The sequence below is a fragment of the Sulfitobacter sp. SK012 genome, assembly GCF_003352085.1.
Taxonomy (GTDB): domain Bacteria; phylum Pseudomonadota; class Alphaproteobacteria; order Rhodobacterales; family Rhodobacteraceae; genus Sulfitobacter.
In genome coordinates this window covers 3231978-3252657 of sequence record NZ_CP025804.1, presented here as the reverse complement: position 1 = coordinate 3252657, position 20680 = coordinate 3231978, and the positions used below count along the sequence as shown (strand labels likewise).

The following is a 20680-nucleotide window of genomic DNA, read 5'->3' as shown; positions in this document are numbered from 1 at the left end:
ATTGCCTCTTGAGAACTGCACGGCACCACGCTAAAGGGTCGGAACCATCCATGGCGTGCGGTCGTGGCGGAATGGTAGACGCGCAGCGTTGAGGTCGCTGTGGGGTAACACCCGTGAGAGTTCGAGTCTCTCCGACCGCACCAAACAATCTCAATTAAACTTTATTTATCAATTTCTTGTGGTTATATAGGTTGGCTAAGTCCACCCTGTAGGCCACCTTTCATTGAACCCTTGAAGGCCCCGCAACAAATGTGATGAACCTGCGTGCGGTGCAGAATTGCCGTGACCGGTTTCCGTGTTGATAAGCCGGGTTCTGTTGCTTCCGTGCTAGACGGGCCACTACCGTACATCCTTCTGCCATTTGAATATCAGATTGGCTTTCATCGCATAGCGGCGTTGTTGCGCAAATCGGTTGAAGAATGTTCTTCCCCTTTCCCCAGACGCGCTTGGCCCAAGGTCTCGGTTACAGGTATACCAATAGCGGTGTAGCGGTGTAGCGGTTCAGCACGGCGATGCGGATGGTTTTCCGCGACCTGCCTTTCGAAGTCCCTCGCCATGAGGGATTGGCCGAGTAGTTTTATGCAATGCAACCACTGACCGGTAGGGTTTTGCGAAGCATGATCCCGAAAGGTTTCGTTTCGACGCGGCTTCGGCGGTGGTATCCGCTCCTGCGTCGCCACAGTGTGCGACCCAGATATCGTTGTGCATTGACCGCGTTGTTTCGGGCAAGTGCTCCGGCGCTCGTCGGCTTCCAGGGCTTCGCATTCTTGCGTGGCGGGATCATCGCGTGAGCCTATAGAGCGGCAATGGCCTCGTTGTATCTGCGCGTGTCATATGCTCCGCCTGCAGTGACAATGCCGATGTCTTGATCAGCCGGGATTTGGTTCAGAAGTTCCGGCAACACGGGCGCATCCCCGATGTCGCTGCTGGTGACTTCGACCGCCCGTACTTCCAGCGTTTCTTCGTCGATGCCTATGTGTTTCTTACGCCGGATGCTGCGTTTGGGACCACCGTGCTTGCGGGCGCTTCACTCGCCTCCACCTTCGGCCTTGATGCCTGTGCCGTCGATGAGGAGGTTCAGTGGCTCCGTGGAACCGCGATAGGGCTGGCTCACGTTGAGTGTCTACTGACGCCGACATAAGGTGCTGAAATCTGGCGCAGCCTAATGCAGCCAGACCAGCCGCAGCAAGTTCTGGTCGAACCCAGTTGTCTGGCGAAGCGGCATGCCAAACAGGACCTTCAACGTCAGACAGGTCTGAAAGGCAGCATCACCGAATTGCTGTTGTCGACCGCACTGGCCGCTTGGTGGCGATGCCAAACTTTGCGCAGTTTTAACAGGCAGGAATGTTATTTTGCGGCACATATCCGAAAGTATAGGACGGCTACTCTTCTGCTGTCCTTACTAATATCGTTAGAGGCTATATACCCAGAGCTTAGTTGGAGTTTTGATGCACGGAGCGTTGGCTCTTCCTTATCCAGCGACCGACCAAGGAATAAATGGATGGGAACTGAACGATGCTGGGCAATCCAGAGACGATCCAAAACAGTGTTGAGACAACAGCTGTTGGCCAGAAGACTTCTCGGTTTCGGATCAGTATCCGCTGGATAATATTTTTAAGCCTGAACATAGCTTCTGTCCCACCGATTGTTGGTCTTTACAAATGGATGGAACACACTGCTATTCAAAAAGAAATTGCATATGTGGACGAGAACCACCTCATAATTGCGAATAACCTTGCCGCCGCGATGGAGCGATATGCCAACGATGTTGCAGCTATATTCGAGCTCGCGGTCAAGAGTATCGAAACACCTGAGGGCCCTAATTTTAGCAAAACTCTCGATGATTTTGATCTTAGCTTTGTCGCGGTCGTGGACAAGGACGACCATATTCTAAGTGAGATCAGCGCCGCCAGCATGACAACCTCGTTGCGCTTTCCCGCGGCGCTTACGGCGGAACTCCGTGCCCAAGCAACTACGGATCTCAGCCAAACTGTGTTCTCTGGGATCCTGCAATTCGATGGGGCACCACATTTTTTCCTCGCGCACGCCTTGTCGGATGGAAAATTGGCAGTCGCGGCTCTTAAGCTTCGGTATTTAATCGAGCTTCAGAAAACGATCAAGTTTGGCGAGCTTGGCCATTCGATGATGGTGGATCAAAACGGCCTTGTGATTGCGCACCCAAACCCTGAATGGCAAGCATCCTCGAAAGATGCCAGCAAGCTTTCAGTTGTTCAGCAAATGATGGCGGGTGAAACGGGTGTTGCAACTTTTTACTCTCCGCCAATGCAGGCAGACATGATTTCGGGTTTCACCTTTGTCGCTCGGACAGGTTGGGGAGTAATGGTGCCACAGCCTATGAGCGAACTAGTTGCGAGGGCGAAAGACTCTGCGCAAACGGCACTAGGGATTGTTTTGGCCGAGATTGCCGTGCTCATTGTGCTGAGTTGGTGGTTGTCTCAACTGATTTCCAGACCAATCCGTAACGTCGTTGCTACGGCTAAGAGTGTCGCAGATGGTAATTTGGCGGCCAGAGTAACGCTTAGCGACGCCCCATTTGTGATTTCCGAAGCCCAGTTGCTGGGAACGAGCTTCAACCAAGTAATCTCAAACCTGCAAGTTGATCGCAATCAACTCACCAGTGCCTTGGACGCAGCGCTAGAGGGCGAGCGCGCTAAGTCTCGGTTTCTTTCGGTAATGTCCCACGAAGTCCGAACACCGATGCATGGGCTTATGGGCGTCCTAGAGTTGCTTGAAGATGGGAAGCTGGAAGATGACCAACGTTACCTGCTCACCGTTGGGCAAAAAGCGGCGAAAAACATGCTCGGCCTCCTCGATGGTGTGCTGCAGTTCGTGAGATTGGAAGCCAACGCCGAAAGTAGTCATGCGAGCGAGTTCAATCCCGCTGATATGGCGCGGGGCACAGTGGATCTATTCAAGCCACTTGCCATGAAAAAAGGGCTGTCGCTGACCACTAGCGTCTCAGAGCAAATGCTCAGAGGTAACTCACAAATGATCAACCAGATCTTGCAAAATCTCGTCGGAAATGCTGTGAAATTTACAAATGAAGGACAAATCCATATCGGATCGGAATTGCGTGACGGTGCCACGGGAAGCGCTAGGCTTATTTTGTCCGTCACCGATAGCGGGATCGGCATAGATGAGGACTTTCAAGCAACGGTTTTTGATGAGTTCACCCAAGTGGATTCTGAGCTAACCCGCACATCTGATGGCTCAGGTCTTGGCCTCGCGATTTGCTCGCGCCTTGCTCATCTCATGAAGGGTGAAATCACGCTCACCAGCGAACTTGGTAAAGGATCATGTTTCAAGTTGAATATCCCCGTTGCCGTAGTGGAGGGCTGAAATGGAAGATCAACAGAACACCGAAAAGAGACTGCTTGTTGCCGAAGATAACTCGATAAACCTACTTATCGTCACTCATTTCCTCGAGGCATGTGGATACAAATTCGACACAGTTGAAAACGGCTTGGACTGCCTCAAAACCTTCAGTGAGAATAGCTATGATATGCTTCTTACAGATATTTCGATGCCCGGAATGGACGGTGTCCAAGTCGCTACAGAAATCCGAGGGATGGCCAATGCGAAGCGCGATGTTCCGATCATTGCTATGACGGCCAACGTGGAAATCGCGGCCGCAGAACGGTTTGTTGCAGCTGGCATTAATGAAGTTCTGGCCAAGCCATTTAGCAAGGCAGATCTCCAGCGCTGTATTGAGAAATGGCTCTAGCACTTTTCCCACTAGTTGCGCACGGTTTCAGATTTGGGCCCAACCGTTTGAAAAGAATTAGCTAATTCAAGTGTAGGCATTTCTGCTTACATGGCTTGAAGGGGGAAATACGGGTAAAGGCACTGGAGCTGCCTTGATCGCTGAAGTCATAAAAGTGCAATCTTCGGCTGGTTAATTTTCCGCGCCGTTGCACACCGACAAATCCCTTAGAAATGGGTTTGAGCATCCAGGCGATTGTTGTCTCTTGCGAAGACCACTCTGGCGCTTACTCATCGACAGGGGCTTGCCTTGTCGATATTTAGATTGCTAGCTCAAGTTACACGTTCCAAGCACACGGGGTACTTAAAATGAAAACGGCCAACGACTACCTTGAAGAAGCGAATGCAATTGTTCCAAGGATTTCAGCGGAAGCAGGCATTGAAAAACACAGAAATGGTCAATCCGTCTTTGTCGACGTTCGAGACAGCGCAGATATTGCAAAGTCTGGTACAATTGCTGGAGCAGAATTGGTCGCGCGAGGTATGTTGGAGTTTAGGGCCGACGACACGCACCCGTTCCACAACCCGGCCCTGAAAAAGGATGCGGATATTGTCTTGATTTGCGGAGCAGGTGGGCAAGCCGCGTTGAGTGGCAAAACTCTGTTGGATATGGGTTTCCAGAGCGTTTCAAACGTCGGAGGCTTTTCAGCTTGGAAAGATGCAGGCGGACCAACAGAGCAAAAATAGAGCGCTTTTCGATGTGCCGTCTTCAGGGTAAATGCTGTTCTTCGGCTAGGTCAAAGTAAGCCAAAAGCTGAAGGTGAAGGCGTTTAGGTTGACGGCGAATGCATTTGGTAGCCCGATCAAGCAAGATGCCGGTGGCGTGGTGCCAGAAGGCTAATGGTCATTTATTTCGGTCCGAAAGGCATGATTGGCCAGTACATTGAGTGCATTCCAGCAGAGTGCTGGCCTATGGTTCCAACCCTAAAAAACGGAGAGACTGAATGAGGAAGACACTGAAAGACCTGTTTTTGGCTATGCTAAATGCAACACTGATCCTTGTTGTGGTTGCTCTTTTGCTCTTGGTCTTGCTGCTGACAAAGGCCAATTCTCTGAGCGAGACGTTTGCACAAAGTCTCGTAAGTTTAGAACCGCTTGAAGCAGGCATCGAAACGATCAATTCCGAAGCCAGTAAAATGAAGGCTGAAATCGCGCTGTTGAAGCAGCAATCTCAGGGTATATCGTTCACAAAACTCGATGAGCTGGAAGCAAAATTGGGTAGTATTGAGACGCATCTGGCAGAAATCAAAGGCTCAATGTCTACATTGGCCGAAACACCTGATCGGCTCGTGAATACGGCTGTCGCCTCAGCCGCGGACTACGCAGTAGGAGGCGCAGCACGGTTGCGAGGTTGCGTACCCGCTGGAACGGAATGACGAAACCTAGAAGGTCGGCATGTCACGTAGAGCAGTCATTGAGCCGTTGTACAGCGATGGTCTGTGTGTAGTATTTAATGCTATGAAATTTAGCAGATCTTGATGCAATATCAGTATCGGGTGAGGCTGAGCGATGGCAACGCGCGAGCTGAGGCAGTCCTTTGTAATATTGGGTGGGCAGTGGAGCTTGACCTGACCTGCATGTTATTTGAGCTCTAAAATGATTGGTTCGGTTGCTTGTACAAGCTGCAAGTTTCCGGGTCCCGTACCCGATAGCAGTCCTATCGAGGGGCTTTGTCGCGCAAATCGGTTGAAGGACGTCCTTCCCCTTTCCCCAGACGCAATTAGCCTACGATCTTGGTGACAGGTATACCAATAGCGGTATAGCGGTTCAGCACGGCGATGCGGAATTGGATTTCCGCGACCTGCCTTTCGAAGTCCCTCGCCGTGAGCGATTGGCCGAGTAATTTCATACAATGCATCCACTGACCGGAAGGGCATTGTGTAAGAAATGTCCTGAGAGGTTTCGTTTCGACACGGTCTTGGCAGTGGTCTCCGCTCCAGCGTCGCCACAGATATCGTTGTGCATTGGGAATAGGTGCTCTTGGGTGGATGGCGTGTCGCCGCAAGTCCGCATAACTCAATAACTAAAAATCATGAATTCAACACCGCTTCCGTTGGAGGCGGCGTTTTTAAAGCGACTATCGGTTGATCACCGCCATGGTGGCTCCATTGATCTCAAAGCGAGGCTGGCTTAAATCCCAGATCAGCTGGCGTCGATCGCGTATAAACCGCCTGAGCGCAGGGCTGAGCAATCAACCATTGATGCTCAAGTCATCGAAATGGAACCTTCAATTCCTTGATACAAAGAAAATTGCTGGTTGATTTACTATGTCGGATGTCCATCTATGCTGAAAAGTACATACTTGTGAGACCGGCTCAAGTGACAGCTCTTTTCCTTCTTCTCTTGCTCCTCGTCTTGACAGGTGCTGCTTTCCGACTTTGGTCAAAAAGGCACGTTCGCTCAAGCCTTCTGAAGGCTGAACTTGCGGACCATCAGCGTGCCATTGTCTCCGAACAGGTGCCTCTAACCAAGATACTTCCGCCCGAGTTGCGTGGAAAACTCGAAGGTAAGATCAATCTCTTTCTAGAACAGATTGAGTTCGTTGGGTGCAACGGACTTGAGATAAGCGAAGAAATGCAGCTCTCGATTGCTGCCCAGGCCTGCCTTCTCGTGGTCAACAATGATGCTTGGTATAGCAACTTACACTCCATTCTTATCTACCCAAGCGCCTTCAAGTCGCGGCAGGCGGAACAAAGAGGCTATGTCACGACAGAACGAGAGATAGTGCGAACGGGCGAAAGCTGGTCACGGGGGCCGGTCGTTCTTTCGTGGGCGCATTCCAAGCAAGGAGCAAGTGCCCCACACGACGGCCACAATGTGGTGTTTCACGAGTTTGCACATCAGATCGACGATCTGTCAGGACGCACCAACGGCATCCCGGTACTCAATCGAGATCAAAGCGTAAAAGATTGGGGCCATGTATTTGCTGAGGCATTTGAACGCCACGTCAAGCAGGTACACGCCGGAAGATCTACCTTGATCGACGCCTACGGGGCGCAAGGCATGGAAGAGTTTTTCGCAGTAGTCGTCGAGGTTTTCTTTGAAAGGCCAGCAGAGCTTAAACGTAGGGAGACAGAGGTCTATGATCAGCTTGCGACGCTGTTCCAGTTGGAGCCGGCATCTTGGGCGCAAACCTAATTGGATATACGCAGGCGGCAAATAGAGGATCCACCGGGAGAAGTTATTAGCGCTTGCCGGGACGCGCTCTGAGACTCCTCCACCTTCAAGTAGATAGGTGTATAAGTGGGATGTTGGTGCAACGGATACTCAAAGCGTCAGCTAACGACTAGATCAGGGTTGGATTTCCCATGAGCCATGGAAAAGTGTGAGCCGAGGTCCCCCTTTCGAGATATTGGGCGGGTGTTGGAGCCTGGCCCTACTTGCGCCACAATTTTTCCGGCTCCCAAAATTAGTGGTTTGTTTGGGCAAGTAGTAAATATTCGGGTTCTCTATCTGACCTTGGTTTTTTTGGTTGAGCCGGTGTGGAAGGGGTAACACGACTAAAAGCTGCGATTCGCTGGGCCCCGATTAAAGGCCTGCTCTGCGGGCAAAACTAACTGATACGAGTGAAGCCAAATTCGCTGGTCCCGCCCGATCAACAACGTAGCTGTGAAGTGGCACTGCGATGAGAATACAACCAAGTGCGCTCTCGAAAAACACCGCTTCGCGCAAGAGCGTTGATGTTAATGAAGGCCTTGCAGAGTTTTCTTACCCGGAAAGTGGCAGCCACCGCCAATCATCGATTTAATGCATCAAGGATTGCAGCGTCGCGGTCGTAGGGGTCTTCACGGAAGTGTACATTTCCCTCTTCTACCCACGCTGTCCAGTATGTTAGCAGAACTGGCACGGGCTTATCGAGGTTGATCCTTGTGGTTTTCCCGCTTTCCAGAATGGCTTTCATTCGTTCAGTGCTCCAGTCCGCCTGACCTTCCATCAAAAGGCTAGCAAATTCGAATGGGTATTCCAGTCGGACACACCCTGAACTCAGATTGCGTTCATTGCGATCAAATAGGCCACTTTGGTTGGTGTCGTGCAGGTAAACAGCATGCTCGTTGGGAAACATGAATTTCACAAGTCCCAAGGCATTGTTCGGTCCTGGTTGCTGCACCAGTGTGACGCCGGGATTGTCCGATGCCCAGTTCACCGACGCGGCATTCACAGGTGTGCGGTCGCTGCTCCGCACAACGGTGTAGTTGTTGCGGGCCAGATAGCCGGGGTCTTTACGGATACGCGCCAGTTTATCCTTCCTGAAAATTGATGCGGGCACAGTCCAGGTCGGATTGAATTCCATATATTGGATATTGTCGCGAAAAACCGGCGTTTTGCGGTAGGCGGACCCAGTCACAGAGCGAGTGCTCCAAACGGTGCCCGATTTGGCAAAATACGTGCGTGCACCCGCGATGTTGACCAGAACGAAATCGTCATCGAGATCATGCATAAGCCAACGCGCGCGCTCCAAGCTAAGCCTGATCTGGTCCACGCGCTCTTTGGCGGTACGGTTTAGGGACGCAAACGACCTTGGGCCAAGTACCCCATCAGCTTCCAATCCGTGGCGAGTCTGGAATGCTTTAACCGCCTCAACAAGTAGATCATCATAGATCTCTACGCGGCCCTCCAGCGCGTCTGTCGTTGACAGGGTTACGGTTTCTTGAGCGGAGCCATCACGCAACAGCCTTTCGCGCAAAACTGGAATGGCGGGATTGGACATTCCCGGTTTCAGGACTGTCTGATCCGGCACGACCGGCCAGCCGCCACTGTTTTCGATGTCTCTATACCGCCCCAGCACCTCAACAAGCTGCATGTATTGTGCTACGTCAATATTTATGCGCGCCATAAGTGCGCTAAAGCCTTCTCCGTCAATAAAGTCGTTTAAAACTGCCGAGGGTTCTTGGCGAATAACTGGCTTCGAGAAATTCCAGTCATCGTCAAGCTTAGCAGGATCAACCTTTCCAAAAACAATATGATGTATCAGTTTTATTGCTGCATCGGTGGCGGCAACATCGAATATTGCGATGTCCGTCGGGTCGCCCAGTCGGGCAGCGTCCTGTAATTCGTAGAGTAGCGGGAGGTTAAAATCTGTTGGGCGAAAACCCTGCTCAAGACCGCGATTCAATTCTGCAAAAAGTTGTTCCGTATTGAGCGTGCCATACCAGCCCAGAGCATAATCGCGATTTGCATAAAACTGGGGGATCAAGACGGCTGTATCCAGCTTTGCATCTGCGAAAAGAACGGAACCGCCACCGTCGAATGAAATCGACAACCTTTGGATTTCGTTTTCGACGGGACCAGCCGCCAAACCGCCTGAAAGGAACAGTAGCGCAGCCAGTAAGCCAGATCGTATCATAATCACCACGTTTGTATCCCCAAGGTTAGTCTCCCTATATCTTGTGATTGCAAGCTTTGACTTGGAAAGAGACGACATTCAAGGCCGGGCTTCCGATCTATGGAACGAAGCTAAAGTAGCAACCGGGCAAAGTTTATTCCCGAATTCATGTTTCTTTTTTGTTTTCAAAGCTGGCCTTTACTTAGACCACATCCGATGACTGTTATTCTTGACTTTCGGGCCCTCCAGACCAGCCAGTCTAACTGGCACTTCCGAACTATTTTTGCCGTCTCTAACATCGTCGCTGAGGTGAACCCGTTTGCGCCAAATGGAGAAGATTATGGTCCGCTTTATTTCCGCGAGGATGTCGAGGCAGTCCTCAAGTAGGCTTCATTTTTAGGGCAATTCAGCCGCAATGCCTTCAGGAATGAGTAAGGCGATGTCGTTGTGCGTTCGACGCAGCTCCACGAACCTTATCTGCAAAAACGCACGCTACCAGCAATCTCCGAGTAAAGTTTAACAAGAATAAACTTTTTGATACGAATATGAATGAGGCAGGTCGAAAATTAGACGCTTATGCTCCATTGGCAAGGGGGCAAGTTGGCTCGCCGCAGGTTTTCAAATTCCCAGCACCCCCGATAATAAAAGGTGGCGGCGTAGGGCTAACTACGACCCTGACGGGTTCGCGAAGTAACGAATGCCAGAAGGGGGGCAGGAGCCCAAAGGTGGTCCCGCCAATTCACAATCAAGCTTCTCAAATGTTCATTGTGGGCTTAAAGTCACTGTATGAAGTGGCCTAGTTCAGGTGCTGGCCAGTCCTGTGAAAGGCTCACCCAATGCCATCAGTTGAACTCCTAGTTTCTTTCTTTCTGGCCACGTGCATCTTCGCATACATGCCAGGGCCTTCAACTCTCTATGCGGCTGCGCAAACAATCGCTCGAGGGCAACGAGCTGGGTGGTTTGCGGCACTTGGCATTCACATCGGCGGATACGTCCACGTTTTGGCCGCGGCCTTCGGTTTGGCAATTTTGTTCAAAGCCATTCCTGCCCTTTATCTTGCGCTAAAGTTGGGTGGTGCAGCCTATCTAATTTGGCTTGGTCACAAGATGTTTACGTCCAAATCAGAACTAGGATCGACTAATCTGAAAGTTGAAGTGAAAATCCCTAAAAAGGCTTTCTGGGAAAGCGTCACAGTCGAAGTTCTCAATCCCAAGACAGCTATTTTCTATCTCGCATTCTTGCCGCAATTCTCGGACCCAAATGCTGGATTTCCGATTTGGATACAGCTGCTCATTCTCGGAACGATAGTGAATATTGTGTTTTCGAGTGCAGATGCGCTGTGTGTCATTCTAGCTGACAGGGTAACTAGCTTTTTCAAAAATTCAGGTACCGCGAACCGTATCGCGCAACGGGCAGGAGGTGGTATTTTGATAGCCCTTGGCCTCAACGTTGCCCTCAATCGCCAATGATTGTTGCCCGCTGACCAGACCTTTTATCGAACGCGGCAATGGGCGGCTCTAAACCCAGTTTGACAGTGACAAGCGTTTCTATGAATGTCGGATTTGTTCAATTTTGGAGACCGACATGACTTTCCCCGAAAAAATGTCTGGCGTTATTCTTAACGGGCACGGCAGCCCTGAAATGCTCGAATGGCGCGATGACTTAGCTTTTCCAGTGCCGCGAGATGACGATGTCATCGTTCGGGTCGGTGCGGCAGGGGTAAACAACACGGATATCAATACGCGGACCGCTTGGTACTCGAAAGGAGAAGCGGAAGCTGGTGACGCGACATGGTCGGGTACACCGCTTACTTTTCCACGTATCCAGGGCGCTGACGTTTGCGGCCGGGTCGTTGCTGTCGGCGCGGCAATCGACCCTTCCAGGATCGGAGAACGCATCCTAATCGAGCCATGCATCCGCGAAGCGAATGGCGACACACTTGAGATGCCGTGGTATTTTGGCTCTGAGTGCGATGGTGGGTTTGCGCAATATACTCGGGTCGCCGCACGCCATGCCTATGCGATCAAAAGTGATCTGACTGATGTGGAATTGGCTTCCTTTCCCTGCTCCTATTCTACCGCCGAAAACATGCTGGCACGTGCCAATGTAAGCAAGAACGAAACAATATTGGTCACAGGCGCATCTGGCGGTGTCGGGTCGGCTACTGTTCAGCTGGCACAAGCGCGTGGAGCCAAAGTTATCGCGATAACAAGCGCTTCAAAGGCTCAGAATCTCCTAGAACTAGGTGCGATGAAAACACTTGATCGTGGTGACGATCTGGTCGCTGAGATTGGCACAAGCAGCGTTGATGTCGTCATTGATTTGGTAGCCGGTGCGAAGTGGCCGTCATTACTTGAAGTACTACGCCCCGGCGGGCGCTATGCCGTTGCTGGTGCTATCGGGGGACCAATTGTCGAGCTGGATATCCGCACGCTTTATCTTAAAGACCTCAGTTTCTTTGGGTGCACCGTTCTAGAACCGCAGGTCTTCGGGAATCTTGTTGGGCGGATTGAACGCAAGGAAATCGTACGATTGGTGGCGGAAACCTATCCGCTTCGTGACATTGCAACCGCGCAAACTGCCTTTAGTGAAAAGGGGCATATCGGGAAAATCGTTTTGGAAATGAGCTGACAGAGTTTGTTTGCGCGTTCGTGAGCGGACATTCCCATCAGGACCATCAAACGCCAACATTGTCTCGCAAATGACTCATTTGAGTTTGACGCAGCAAATGCCCGCTTCGAGCGCTAAGCGGTAACTGTGAAGGTCGACCTTGGTCTCTCTAATTGAAAACTCAGCTTGAATGGCGGCTATTCCGGCATTTCCCGAAATCGGAGAACGGTTACGCCTGCGTCGTTTGTGAGGGCCAGATTTGAGCCGCTTCTCTGGTAACCTGTTGCGGCCCCCAGCGCTTCGAGTGTATCGCGCTCAAGCTTTTCTCTCGCACCAGGGCACGCCATCATTGTTCCCGCGAAGTTATCAGGCATGCTGAAAACGCCACCACTTGCGGCGAGTGTTCCTGTGTAGCGATTGCATCCTCCATAGAGGCCGAATTTCCCGTCTTGATCTATGGCCAGGGTCGGGGGATCTTCTGCGACAAGCATCCGGCCGGCAATCTCATAGACGGCCCAGGCAATGCCAAAGATGGATTGACCTGAGGGATTGCTGGAGGTTTTTTTGGGCATCATCTCCAATACAAGTTCCGCCGATCTTGGCGCATCACGAGTCAGAACTGGCGTGGCGGTTGTCGATCGAAACAAGACACGTCCGTCCGAAATAACCTTGGCCGCCACGGTGTAGGTAAAGCGCTCATCGATCAGATCAGTATCGTATCCAATCGCAACTGTTCTTGGGACAGCGTCCAATTTGAACCGCTGAGATGACATCCGGATCGAAGGCGCGTCCGCGAGCGAAGTATCAAGAAGCTCAACTTCCAAAATGGCATCTGGTGGCAGAGCGATCCTTTCGCGGTAGGTGACTGTCGTTTCAATGTGCATTGTCTCGGCAACCCCTGCCGAAACAGTCGTCAGCATGGCCACTGAAAGAGCTGCGGCTAGTCCTGTTTTTCTCATGGCGAAATGCTCTCCTGTACGAGTTCGATCATATTACATCCGCATTGCAGCATGGATGGCAAGTGGAAGCTTCTTTCAATCCGTCCAGCGATTGCTGCGTACACGGCTCGGATCTTTGATGGGAGGGCCGCAAGCACAAACACAGCTGTATGCGGAGCCTTTAATGCCAAAGTGCCAATGGCTTGTTAGAGCCCATCCGCCTCCAACTTAAGGCGCTTCTTTTAATAGCTAAAGCACAAACGCGGGGAGACAAACGTCGATCGACTTTGTGTTTGTCGCATCAGGCATCGAGTTGCAGATGTACCCTCCCAATGGACTGCCAAAAGCACACCTAAAGGCCATGCCGATCCCTGCTCTCACAAAATCAAACGCTTAGAACGTCAAGCAGAACCGCGTTTAGCAGCGCTGGTTTTTCAGCGTGAACCGCATGTGCGCAGCCGGGAATAACAGCGAGCTTGGCATTGGGTATTGATGCCCACAAAAGATGTGTTTGCTCCCAAGAATACGTACGATCTTTATCACCCCAAATGACCGTAGTTTCGGGAGTTATTTGGTTTAAGAAATCCTCGCCAGACCAAGATTGCATTGCATCTAAGCCAGCTGCGATGGCGTCAGTTGTCGCAAGCTCTGCAATGGCTGCGGATGTTGGATATCCACGGGCCGCCTGGTTCTCTAAAAACCAAGTCGCAGAGATACGCCGGGCTGTTATGGCCGCGCCATCTTGTTTGGCACGTGCTTTGCTTTGTTCAATCGTTTCAAAGCGACCGGGCAAAACGCCGAGTGCGCCGGTTCCAAGGAGGATTAAGTTCTTGATGTTGTCCTGATCATGACGGGCCATTTGCTGCACGATCATCCCACCCATTGAATGGCCGAGCAGGTTGTATCGCGTAACACCCAATTCCCGTAACTTTGTGAGGGCCCAATTCGCAAAACCGTCAATGGTATTGATCACCGGCATCTGCGTGTTCTGTCCAAACCCGGGCAGATCGAGCGCGATGATCTCGTGCGTGTCTGATAGCGCTTCTACCTGCGCAGCCCACTGTGCGCTGCCCCCCATAAAGCCATGCACCAAGACAAGTGGGATCACTTGCGTTTGCCTTGCACGATACGGTCAAGGATCATTGCGCAGAACAAAATTGCAAAACCAGCTAAGATACCCTGACCAACGTTCGCATATTGAAGGGCTTCCAAGACGTCTTCGCCGAGGCCCTTGGCACCAATCAACGATGCCACAACGACCATCGCGAGCGAGAGCATGATGGTTTGGTTAATCCCTGCACGGATCGACGGGCTTGCGAGCGGCAGATCAACACGGGTGAGCAGATACCATTTGTTGGCACCAAACGCGATTGCGGCTTCACGCACGCTTTCGGGAACCCCACGCAGGCCCAGAACGGTGAGGCGAACAACAGGTGTTCCACCAAAAATCATTGTGGTGACAACAGCAGCAGGTTTCCCGGTTCCGAAGAATGCGATTACGGGGATCATAAACACGAAGGCCGGCATTGTTTGCATGAAATCCATGATGGGCTGGATCACTGCATAAAAGCGTTTGCGTCGCGCGCAGAACATACCAAGAGGAATGCCAATCAAGATCGAAAGACAAGCCGCGGTGCCTAAAAGCGCGAGTGTGGTCATCGCCTTTTCCCAGAACCCCAGCAATCCGATATAGGCCAGAAACGCTCCGGACCAGATGGCTGTACGGACACCAGCGGTGAGCCACGTAAGCAAGGCAATCAAGCTGGCCACAACGATCCATGGTGTGCTGACAAAGACCAGCTCAAGCGCGTCTAAGATCAGGCGGATGCCGTATGTGATGAAGTCAAACAGCGCCTCGCCGTTGGCAACAGCAGAGGCAAAGAAACTTTCGACCCATGCGATGCTATTTAGGCGATATTCAGGACGGGTTGGAAACTGGCTGAGCAGGTCAAAGCGATCAGGAAAGCTATAATGCAGCATTGCGGCGACCGCGATGAGCACCATAAAAACGGCGCTAAATATGATCTGCGAGACAGGTAAGCCCGAGCGCACTGTTCGATCCGAAAGCCATTCAGAAAAACGAGCCTCGAGCGCCCAATTAGCGACGGTCGCTTGGACGATTTTTACGATGACAAGGATCGCTAGGCCAGTAAGAGCAATCGTAACCCCTTGTTCAGAAAGCGCCACGGCTTCTTCACGGATACCGCCGATTGCTTCTTCTAACGACTCTACAGTGCGTGCATATACGTCCGCTTTGTCAGAGCCCGTTTCAAGCGCGGTGGCTAATTGTTGTTGCCGTAACTCAAGCGTCCCTTCGATAGATGTAATCCGTTTGAATGCGTCGGCAGCGAGGTCGCCAAACATGCCGCGCGCAATCTGAACGAAAGCCAAGGTCTCTATGATGAGAAAGGGCAGGGCCCACGACCAAAGGCCACGCGCGCCGAACCAGATGGGGCCAAAAATCCCCGCGAATAGATTAAGCGTCGCGGTGAATTTTGAACTTGCGCCAATCTTGTCAAAATTCGCGATGTAGTAATCAGGATTTGTACGCACAAAGGTTGCAATATTTGCGCGACGCTCAGCTGCATAGGCGAGGGCGGCTTCGGTATCTGTGGCTTCAAGCGGATTTTGCGTTGTTTCGGTCATGACATTTCTGTTCCTTCAACAACGGTGCGCAGAATATCTGAGCGCGTAATCACACCCACATCTTTTTCACTGTCTTTGACGATTATCGGACTCTCGTGATCAATCGCGAGGTTGATGAGCGTGCTCAAAGTTTCTTTTGCTGCAACGCGTGGCACTTCTGAACTTAAGGGACCATTGCGTGCCACATAGGCCTCGATGGGCTGCATGATTGCATGTGCATGGACGACCTTTAGACGCGAAATACCCGCCACGAAATCGGCGACATAGTCGTCAGCAGGGTTCATCACGATCTCTTCGGCGGTGCCCGTTTGTACAAGGCGTCCGTCACGCATAATTGCGATACGGTCGCCAATGCGAACGGCTTCATCAAGGTCATGCGTTATGAAAACTGTCGTCTTCCTGAGAATCTTGGACAGGCGAATAAACTCGTCCTGCAACTGACGGCGGATCAAAGGATCCAGCGCACTAAAAGGTTCGTCCATCAACAAAACATCTGGATTTGCCGCAAGAGCGCGCGCAAGTCCGACGCGCTGCTGCATCCCGCCGGACAGTTCATGCGCAAATTTTGCGCCCCATGCGCCCAGCTCGACAATATCCAAAATCGCCGCGGCTTGCCGCATTCGGTCGTTCTTGCTTACCTGTCTGATTTCGAGCGGCATCGCGACATTATCAAGAACGGAGCGGTGGGGCATCAAAGCAAAGTTCTGAAACACCATACCAATCTTGCGATTGCGGAAATGTTGCAAATCCTTCGTGCCGAGACCCATGACATCCGTGCCCTCAACCAAAATCTTGCCATCGGTGGGTTCTAACAGGCGATTGAAATGGCGTACCAGCGTGGATTTCCCACTCCCTGACAGCCCCATGATGCAGAAGATTTCACCGCGGTTCACAGTGAGGCTGACTTCAGCAACACCGACAACGGCGTGATGCTGGGCAAGGACTTGCGCCTTGGTCAAACCTTCTTCGCGGATCGCGCGCAATGCTTCCTCTGGCTTTGCGCCAAAGATCTTCCAAACATTAGAAATTTCGATGAGAGGTGCATCGCTCATGAAGGATATCGCTTTCGTTTCCTTGGGCGTGATGCCGGTAATTCAGGAAATTGCGCTGGCCCTTATTTGCAAGGGCCAGCGCACGTTATTCAGTTTGGTTAAAGACCGAGCATTGCGTCAACACGATCAGTATTCGCCTCGACCCATTCCTTGGCAACTTCTGCCGCGTCGCGACCATTTGAACTGATCTCAAACGCAAGGCCCGACACATCATCCGCCGTTAGGGCGAAGTTTGCGAAGAACTCAGCGATTGCAGGCGAACGACCCTCAAGTGAGTTGGACCATGCGATCTGCACGTTCTTCAGCGCATCTTTTGTAGCGACAGAAGACTTTTCGTACCAATCCGCATCGTCGGATGGCTGGATCATATTGTATTTAGCCTCATCAAATGTCGGCTCGCTCAGCATTTCAACGTCAAACATGAACCAAACCGCATGTGGCTTGTAGCAATAGAAGGCGTAGCCTTCACCCTTTGCGATACTGTCCTTGATGCGTGCCGTCTTAACGCTTTCTTCAGCGCGAATAGGTTCGATGAAATCAAGCAAACCGTAGTCGCGCGTTTTCACTTCATTTACGTTTGCAGAGGCCCAACCTGGCGCGCCGATCCACATTTCACCTTTGCCATTTCCATCGCTGTCCATCAACGCAGCGACGTCAGGACGTCCAAGATCGGCAATGTCGGTGATGTTGTTAGCTTGCCCAAAGTCCTTTGAGACGCAGAACCCCTGATTGCCCTCATATGGGTTGCTAGAGAGCGTAACAGTCTTGGCTTCGTCTACATATTTCTGAGTAAAGCTCTGCTGGTTGGGCAACCACACGTCGGGGTGCACATCGATGTCGCCTTTGCCCTGGTCCATTGCTTGGAAGATCGTCGCGTTGTTGCCGGGAATATAGTCGACGGTTCCGCCCATACGCATCTCTACGATAGCACCGAGGACGTTTGCGACAGCTTGCGCGCCTGTCCAAGAGGGAACGCCGATGTTGACGCTTTCAGCAGAAACAGGTGCGCTGAAGGCAGTCAGCAAAGTCGCGGCCATAAGTGTTGTCTTGAATGACATTAGTTTACTCTCCTTGTTGGTCGTTTTTGTTGGTCTTTTTATTTGTCTTGATTAGTCGGTGTAGCCTTGCAGATTAAATGTCTCGGAATAGCCAAAAAGCGCGGCGCTTCCGCCGGTGTGAAGGAACACGACGTTGTCCATGCCTTCAAAATAGCCGGCTTTGATCTGTGCGATCAGACCGTCCAATCCTTTGCCGGAATAGACAGGATCAAACAAAAGCCCCTCAGTCTGCGCAAGCAATTTAACCGCTTCGATCATGCCATCTGTCGGCAAACCGTACCCCGGGCCAACATAATCGCAGTTGGCGCGAACCGCATCGCGCTGGATTGTAAGGCCGGTGCCAAGATGCTCAGCAGTCTTTTTCGCAAGGTCGAAAACCATCTGTTCTTGCTTTTCTTGTGGCGCACGGGTGCCGATGCCAAGCAGATGAATGTCGCTGTGAATTGCCGCAAAGCCCGTCACGAGGCCCGCTTGCGTGCCAGAGCTGCCTGTTGCGTGAACAAGTGCATCGATTTTCAAGCCCACACCTGCGGCTTGCTCAGACAATTCGCGTGCGCAATTAACGTACCCTAAGGCCCCAATCGCGTTGGAACCGCCGCCGGGGATGATGTACGGCGTCTTGCCGTCATTGGTCATCTTTGCGGCCAAGGTCTCCATTTCTGCGTTCATATCTGTGCCACTGCCACGCTTTGAAACAGATGCGCCGTGCAGGCGGTCCAAAAGGACGTTGCCGTTCATGATGTAATTGGGATCGTTTGAACCTGTGCGGTCCTCCAGCAAAATGTGACATTCCATACCCAGCTTGGCGGCCGCCGCTGTGGTTTGACGCGTATGATTGGACTGCGTCGCACCTTGGGTAATGATTGTGTCAGCACCCTTTTGCTGCGCATCAGCCATCAAGTACTCAAGCTTGCGGGTTTTGTTGCCCCCCGAAGACAACCCCGTGCAATCATCACGTTTCACCCAAAGCCGCGGCCCTCCAAGCAGCTCACTTAGCCGGTCCATTGGTTCAAGCGGCGTCGGGAAATGCCCAAGGCGAACCTTTGGGAACTTCGCCATTACAATCGACAATTCCTTGCAAAGGCTAACGGTCATTTCAGGGGAAAGTGGAATGCTAGGTTCGGATATTTGGTTGGTTGCAGTCACGCCGAGGAATCCTTTGCTTTGATTGGGTTCAAAGTCGCTTGAATCGCACGCAAAAAAATAATGCTTTTTTCTTAGGCTGCTCATACTGTTTGTTTGAGCAGGGGGATGCGCAAATGGATATGCAATGGTTGGAGGACGTTCTGGTTCTCTTGGAAGAGGATAACCTGACCCGCGCTGCCGCGCGTCGCAACATTACCCAACCCGCTTTTTCGCGGCGCATCCGCAGCTTTGAGGATTGGCTGGGTGTCGACGTCCTCGAGCGCGGCACGAATAGGATTGATATCAGCCCATCGCTTGTGTCGAACGAGGCCGAAATTCGTGCGCTGGTTACCCGTATCCGCGATTTGCGGGGTAAAATTGCGCATTTTAATCCTGCCAGTTCAACTGTCTCGATTGCTGCGCAACATGCGCCTGTCTTTTCAACATTTCCTGACATGGCATTAAGAGCGAAACAGTCCTTTCCAGCGGTCAAGTTTCGACTGCGGGCTGCGAACCTTCGAGATTGTGTCACCATGTTTCTGCGTGGCGATACCAACATGTTGCTTTGTTATGAGGCAGATAGCGCTGCCCCTTTGCCATTCGGCGAAAGCATAAGGCGTGGCCTGTGGGGCGTGGATTACCTCGTTCCCGTCGTGGGCGGACCCTTGCGTTATACTGTGAAGGCAAATGGCGAAATCCCAGCGCTGACCCCGGCCGTTGTTTATCCTGAAGATAGCTATTTCGGCGAGGTTTTGAGCGCAGGGGAACGACCCTATGGGACGCCGCGCCATTGCTCCAACCCAGTTTGCGAAACCGCATTTTCAAGTGGCATCAAAGAGCTTGTTCTGAAGGGAATTGGGATAGGTTGGTTGCCGTACAGCATGGCATACCGAGAGATAGAAAATGGTGACCTCATTTCCATGGGCGACACATTCGGCAAAGAACCCCTGAACGTCGCTGTGTACGCCGACGTCAAGGATGAAACCTCCATGTCATTGTTGGATACTTGGAGTTTGAAGGGAACATCCCGCTGAACACGTCTGTGCTGCGCAAGATTTGGTCCCAATGCGCCGAATGCGAGTGATTATTCCAAGCGATGTTCTTTGCTCGTGTGACGCCACGACCAAAAGGCGTGATTGGAATGGAACGCTCCAGCCTCCTTCAGGAGCTAGAGTTCTACTTGGCGAATGCCGATCAGCAAGTGATACACAACCCATGACACGGCGATATAACCTGCAAGACGTCCTCGACCTATGGTTCCCAGACAACCAGCATTGGCGCGCCCCCGAAACACATGTCGCCTTTTGGATGGAGCGGATGCAAGGCGGCATGGACGCAATCATCTGTGAGGATTTTGCCGAACTTACCGACGCCGCCGCGCGCGGGCACTTGGATTATTGGGCCGATACGCCGAGCGGAAGGCTGGCACTTTTGATCGCACTGGATCAATTTCCCCGTTCGCTTTGGCGCGACACACCTGCCGCATATCTCTCAGGATATTAAATGCCGCCTTTGCTTGGAGGGTATCGCAAATAACCACTACGCAGCGGTAGAGCGCATGTGGGAACAGCAGTTCTAAGTGATTGCAATATTGCACCGCGAAGGCTCTGATCACCTTGCGCGGATCGATCTATGTATCAAACTCAAGGACGACTCCATCGAAACGCTACCGAGCGAGATTAGGGATATGGGCCCCATGGCTGCCGAACAATGCAACCGCGTTCGCGCACACATCGAGCGTTTTGGGCGACATCCTTGCAGAAACGAAGTGCTGGGCCGTTCGTTCACACCTGACGGACAGACCTACATCGATACCGGCGATTTTCCCCACCAGCGAAAAGTCAAAGCGGACACCTGCGCAAATGCGGCACGCAGAGTAGGCCGTCATCGGATCAATCAAAGTCCATGCTAAGCGTCGTTCGCCCCAAAACAGGGCATTTTCTGCAACGGTCGCCAAGCTCTGCGCAGACTCTAGGCAACAAACGAGGCGCTGGGTGCAAACGGATAACCCCAGATTTAGGCGGCATATCGCTATTTAGGGGCAGATTTGGGCACCATCACTTAAGAAAACATCGCAATTAGATCGAGAATCGACTGATGAATGTTTGCGTCGATGCCCCATCTTCCATTAAGTTGTCGCGAGGC

General features: G+C 51.9%; 18 protein-coding genes, 1 tRNA gene and 2 pseudogenes. 12 read left to right on the top strand and 9 right to left on the bottom strand.

Features of this window, described 5'->3' with window-relative positions; all coding sequences use genetic code 11:
• Nucleotides 1–57: 57 nt before the first annotated feature.
• Nucleotides 58–143 (top strand) — tRNA-Leu (locus C1J03_RS15860).
• Nucleotides 144–380: 237 nt separating this feature from the next.
• Here C1J03_RS15860 and C1J03_RS15855 read toward each other — a convergent pair.
• Nucleotides 381–1306, bottom strand: a pseudogene (locus tag C1J03_RS15855) (IS5 family transposase); the annotation flags it as partial.
• Nucleotides 1307–1515: 209 nt separating this feature from the next.
• Here C1J03_RS15855 and C1J03_RS15850 point away from each other — a divergent pair.
• The 4 genes from C1J03_RS15850 to C1J03_RS15835 all read left to right on the top strand — a co-directional run bounded on the left by C1J03_RS15850 (nt 1516) and on the right by C1J03_RS15835 (nt 5159).
• A complete protein-coding gene (locus C1J03_RS15850; RefSeq protein ID WP_114887473.1) occupies nt 1516–3360 on the top strand; it encodes a sensor histidine kinase in 1845 nt (614 codons plus the stop codon).
• A gap of 1 nt (nt 3361) precedes the next feature.
• Complete coding sequence (locus tag C1J03_RS15845; protein WP_114887472.1) at nt 3362–3745, top strand: response regulator; 384 nt, start codon at nt 3362–3364, stop codon at nt 3743–3745.
• Nucleotides 3746–4092: 347 nt separating this feature from the next.
• On the top strand, nt 4093–4470 hold the full coding sequence (locus C1J03_RS15840) for a rhodanese-like domain-containing protein (RefSeq protein ID WP_114887471.1): 378 nt from the start codon (nt 4093–4095) through the stop codon (nt 4468–4470).
• Between the two features lie 257 nt (nt 4471–4727).
• Nucleotides 4728–5159, top strand: a complete 432-nt coding sequence (locus C1J03_RS15835) for a hypothetical protein (RefSeq protein WP_114887470.1) — start codon at nt 4728–4730, stop codon at nt 5157–5159.
• Between the two features lie 344 nt (nt 5160–5503).
• On the opposite strand, the pseudogene C1J03_RS15830 reads toward C1J03_RS15835, so the two are convergent.
• Nucleotides 5504–5740 (bottom strand): annotated as a pseudogene (locus C1J03_RS15830) (hypothetical protein); the annotation flags it as partial.
• A 278-nt stretch (nt 5741–6018) separates the two neighbouring features.
• Between C1J03_RS15830 and C1J03_RS15825 the strand changes: the two are divergent.
• The gene (locus C1J03_RS15825) at nt 6019–6921 is read left to right on the top strand and encodes a zinc-dependent peptidase (protein WP_254694069.1); all 903 of its coding nucleotides are present in this window, start codon (nt 6019–6021) and stop codon (nt 6919–6921) included.
• 598 nt (nt 6922–7519) lie between these two features.
• On the opposite strand, the gene C1J03_RS15820 is transcribed toward C1J03_RS15825, so the two are convergent.
• Nucleotides 7520–9127 (bottom strand): L,D-transpeptidase family protein, encoded by a 1608-nt coding sequence (locus C1J03_RS15820; RefSeq protein WP_114887468.1) that lies wholly within the window; start codon nt 9125–9127, stop codon nt 7520–7522.
• Between the two features lie 195 nt (nt 9128–9322).
• On the opposite strand from C1J03_RS15820, the gene C1J03_RS25375 reads away from it, so the two are divergent.
• From C1J03_RS25375 to C1J03_RS15810, 3 genes are all read left to right on the top strand, one after another.
• Complete coding sequence (locus C1J03_RS25375) at nt 9323–9493, top strand: hypothetical protein (protein WP_162798566.1); 171 nt, start codon at nt 9323–9325, stop codon at nt 9491–9493.
• 449 nt (nt 9494–9942) lie between these two features.
• Nucleotides 9943–10575: a LysE family translocator gene (locus tag C1J03_RS15815; protein WP_114887467.1), complete on the top strand. Its 633-nt coding sequence runs from the start codon at nt 9943–9945 to the stop codon at nt 10573–10575.
• A gap of 115 nt (nt 10576–10690) precedes the next feature.
• Nucleotides 10691–11737 (top strand): alcohol dehydrogenase family protein, encoded by a 1047-nt coding sequence (locus C1J03_RS15810; protein ID WP_114887466.1) that lies wholly within the window; start codon nt 10691–10693, stop codon nt 11735–11737.
• 176 nt (nt 11738–11913) lie between these two features.
• On the opposite strand, the gene C1J03_RS25370 is transcribed toward C1J03_RS15810, so the two are convergent.
• The 6 genes from C1J03_RS25370 to C1J03_RS15780 form a co-directional block, all read right to left on the bottom strand.
• Nucleotides 11914–12675, bottom strand: a complete 762-nt coding sequence (locus C1J03_RS25370; RefSeq protein ID WP_162798565.1) for a YbaY family lipoprotein — start codon at nt 12673–12675, stop codon at nt 11914–11916.
• Between the two features lie 364 nt (nt 12676–13039).
• Entirely contained in the window at nt 13040–13762 is a 723-nt protein-coding gene (locus C1J03_RS15800; RefSeq protein ID WP_114887465.1) for an alpha/beta fold hydrolase, read from the bottom strand.
• Nucleotides 13759–15300: an ABC transporter permease gene (locus C1J03_RS15795; RefSeq protein WP_114887464.1), complete on the bottom strand. Its 1542-nt coding sequence runs from the start codon at nt 15298–15300 to the stop codon at nt 13759–13761. The genes C1J03_RS15800 and C1J03_RS15795 overlap by 4 nt, the downstream gene beginning before the upstream one ends.
• On the bottom strand, nt 15297–16352 hold the full coding sequence (locus C1J03_RS15790; protein ID WP_114887463.1) for a quaternary amine ABC transporter ATP-binding protein: 1056 nt from the start codon (nt 16350–16352) through the stop codon (nt 15297–15299). Before C1J03_RS15790 ends, C1J03_RS15795 begins: the two co-directional genes overlap by 4 nt.
• 98 nt (nt 16353–16450) lie before the next feature.
• Nucleotides 16451–17410, bottom strand: coding sequence for an ABC transporter substrate-binding protein (locus tag C1J03_RS15785; protein WP_114887462.1), 960 nt, complete (start codon nt 17408–17410; stop codon nt 16451–16453).
• A gap of 51 nt (nt 17411–17461) precedes the next feature.
• Nucleotides 17462–18505, bottom strand: coding sequence for a D-cysteine desulfhydrase (locus C1J03_RS15780; RefSeq protein WP_114889036.1), 1044 nt, complete (start codon nt 18503–18505; stop codon nt 17462–17464).
• Between the two features lie 164 nt (nt 18506–18669).
• Here C1J03_RS15780 and C1J03_RS15775 point away from each other — a divergent pair, with 164 nt between their 5' ends.
• The 3 genes from C1J03_RS15775 to C1J03_RS15765 all read left to right on the top strand — a co-directional run bounded on the left by C1J03_RS15775 (nt 18670) and on the right by C1J03_RS15765 (nt 20447).
• Nucleotides 18670–19569 carry a LysR family transcriptional regulator gene (locus tag C1J03_RS15775; protein WP_114887461.1) on the top strand — a complete coding sequence of 300 codons (900 nt, stop codon included), beginning with the start codon at nt 18670–18672 and terminating at the stop codon, nt 19567–19569.
• Nucleotides 19570–19750: 181 nt separating this feature from the next.
• Nucleotides 19751–20038 carry a DUF924 family protein gene (locus C1J03_RS15770; protein ID WP_254694068.1) on the top strand — a complete coding sequence of 96 codons (288 nt, stop codon included), beginning with the start codon at nt 19751–19753 and terminating at the stop codon, nt 20036–20038.
• A gap of 76 nt (nt 20039–20114) precedes the next feature.
• Entirely contained in the window at nt 20115–20447 is a 333-nt protein-coding gene (locus C1J03_RS15765) for a DUF924 family protein (RefSeq protein WP_114887460.1), read from the top strand.
• Nucleotides 20448–20680 lie beyond the last annotated feature (233 nt).

What these genes read in the sequence shown, in the direction of transcription:
- C1J03_RS15850 (WP_114887473.1), top strand. Translation starts at nt 1,516, where the DNA reads ATGCTGGGCAATCCAGAGACGATCCAAAACAGTGTTGAGACAACAGCT.
- C1J03_RS15845 (WP_114887472.1), top strand. Translation starts at nt 3,362, where the DNA reads ATGGAAGATCAACAGAACACCGAAAAGAGACTGCTTGTTGCCGAAGAT.
- C1J03_RS15840 (WP_114887471.1), top strand. Translation starts at nt 4,093, where the DNA reads ATGAAAACGGCCAACGACTACCTTGAAGAAGCGAATGCAATTGTTCCA.
- C1J03_RS15835 (WP_114887470.1), top strand. Translation starts at nt 4,728, where the DNA reads ATGAGGAAGACACTGAAAGACCTGTTTTTGGCTATGCTAAATGCAACA.
- C1J03_RS15820 (WP_114887468.1), bottom strand. Translation starts at nt 9,127, where the DNA reads ATGATACGATCTGGCTTACTGGCTGCGCTACTGTTCCTTTCAGGCGGT.
- C1J03_RS25375 (WP_162798566.1), top strand. Translation starts at nt 9,323, where the DNA reads ATGACTGTTATTCTTGACTTTCGGGCCCTCCAGACCAGCCAGTCTAAC.
- C1J03_RS15815 (WP_114887467.1), top strand. Translation starts at nt 9,943, where the DNA reads ATGCCATCAGTTGAACTCCTAGTTTCTTTCTTTCTGGCCACGTGCATC.
- C1J03_RS15810 (WP_114887466.1), top strand. Translation starts at nt 10,691, where the DNA reads ATGACTTTCCCCGAAAAAATGTCTGGCGTTATTCTTAACGGGCACGGC.
- C1J03_RS25370 (WP_162798565.1), bottom strand. Translation starts at nt 12,675, where the DNA reads ATGAGAAAAACAGGACTAGCCGCAGCTCTTTCAGTGGCCATGCTGACG.
- C1J03_RS15795 (WP_114887464.1), bottom strand. Translation starts at nt 15,300, where the DNA reads ATGACCGAAACAACGCAAAATCCGCTTGAAGCCACAGATACCGAAGCC.
- C1J03_RS15790 (WP_114887463.1), bottom strand. Translation starts at nt 16,352, where the DNA reads ATGAGCGATGCACCTCTCATCGAAATTTCTAATGTTTGGAAGATCTTT.
- C1J03_RS15785 (WP_114887462.1), bottom strand. Translation starts at nt 17,410, where the DNA reads ATGTCATTCAAGACAACACTTATGGCCGCGACTTTGCTGACTGCCTTC.
- C1J03_RS15780 (WP_114889036.1), bottom strand. Translation starts at nt 18,505, where the DNA reads ATGACCGTTAGCCTTTGCAAGGAATTGTCGATTGTAATGGCGAAGTTC.
- C1J03_RS15775 (WP_114887461.1), top strand. Translation starts at nt 18,670, where the DNA reads ATGGATATGCAATGGTTGGAGGACGTTCTGGTTCTCTTGGAAGAGGAT.
- C1J03_RS15770 (WP_254694068.1), top strand. Translation starts at nt 19,751, where the DNA reads ATGACACGGCGATATAACCTGCAAGACGTCCTCGACCTATGGTTCCCA.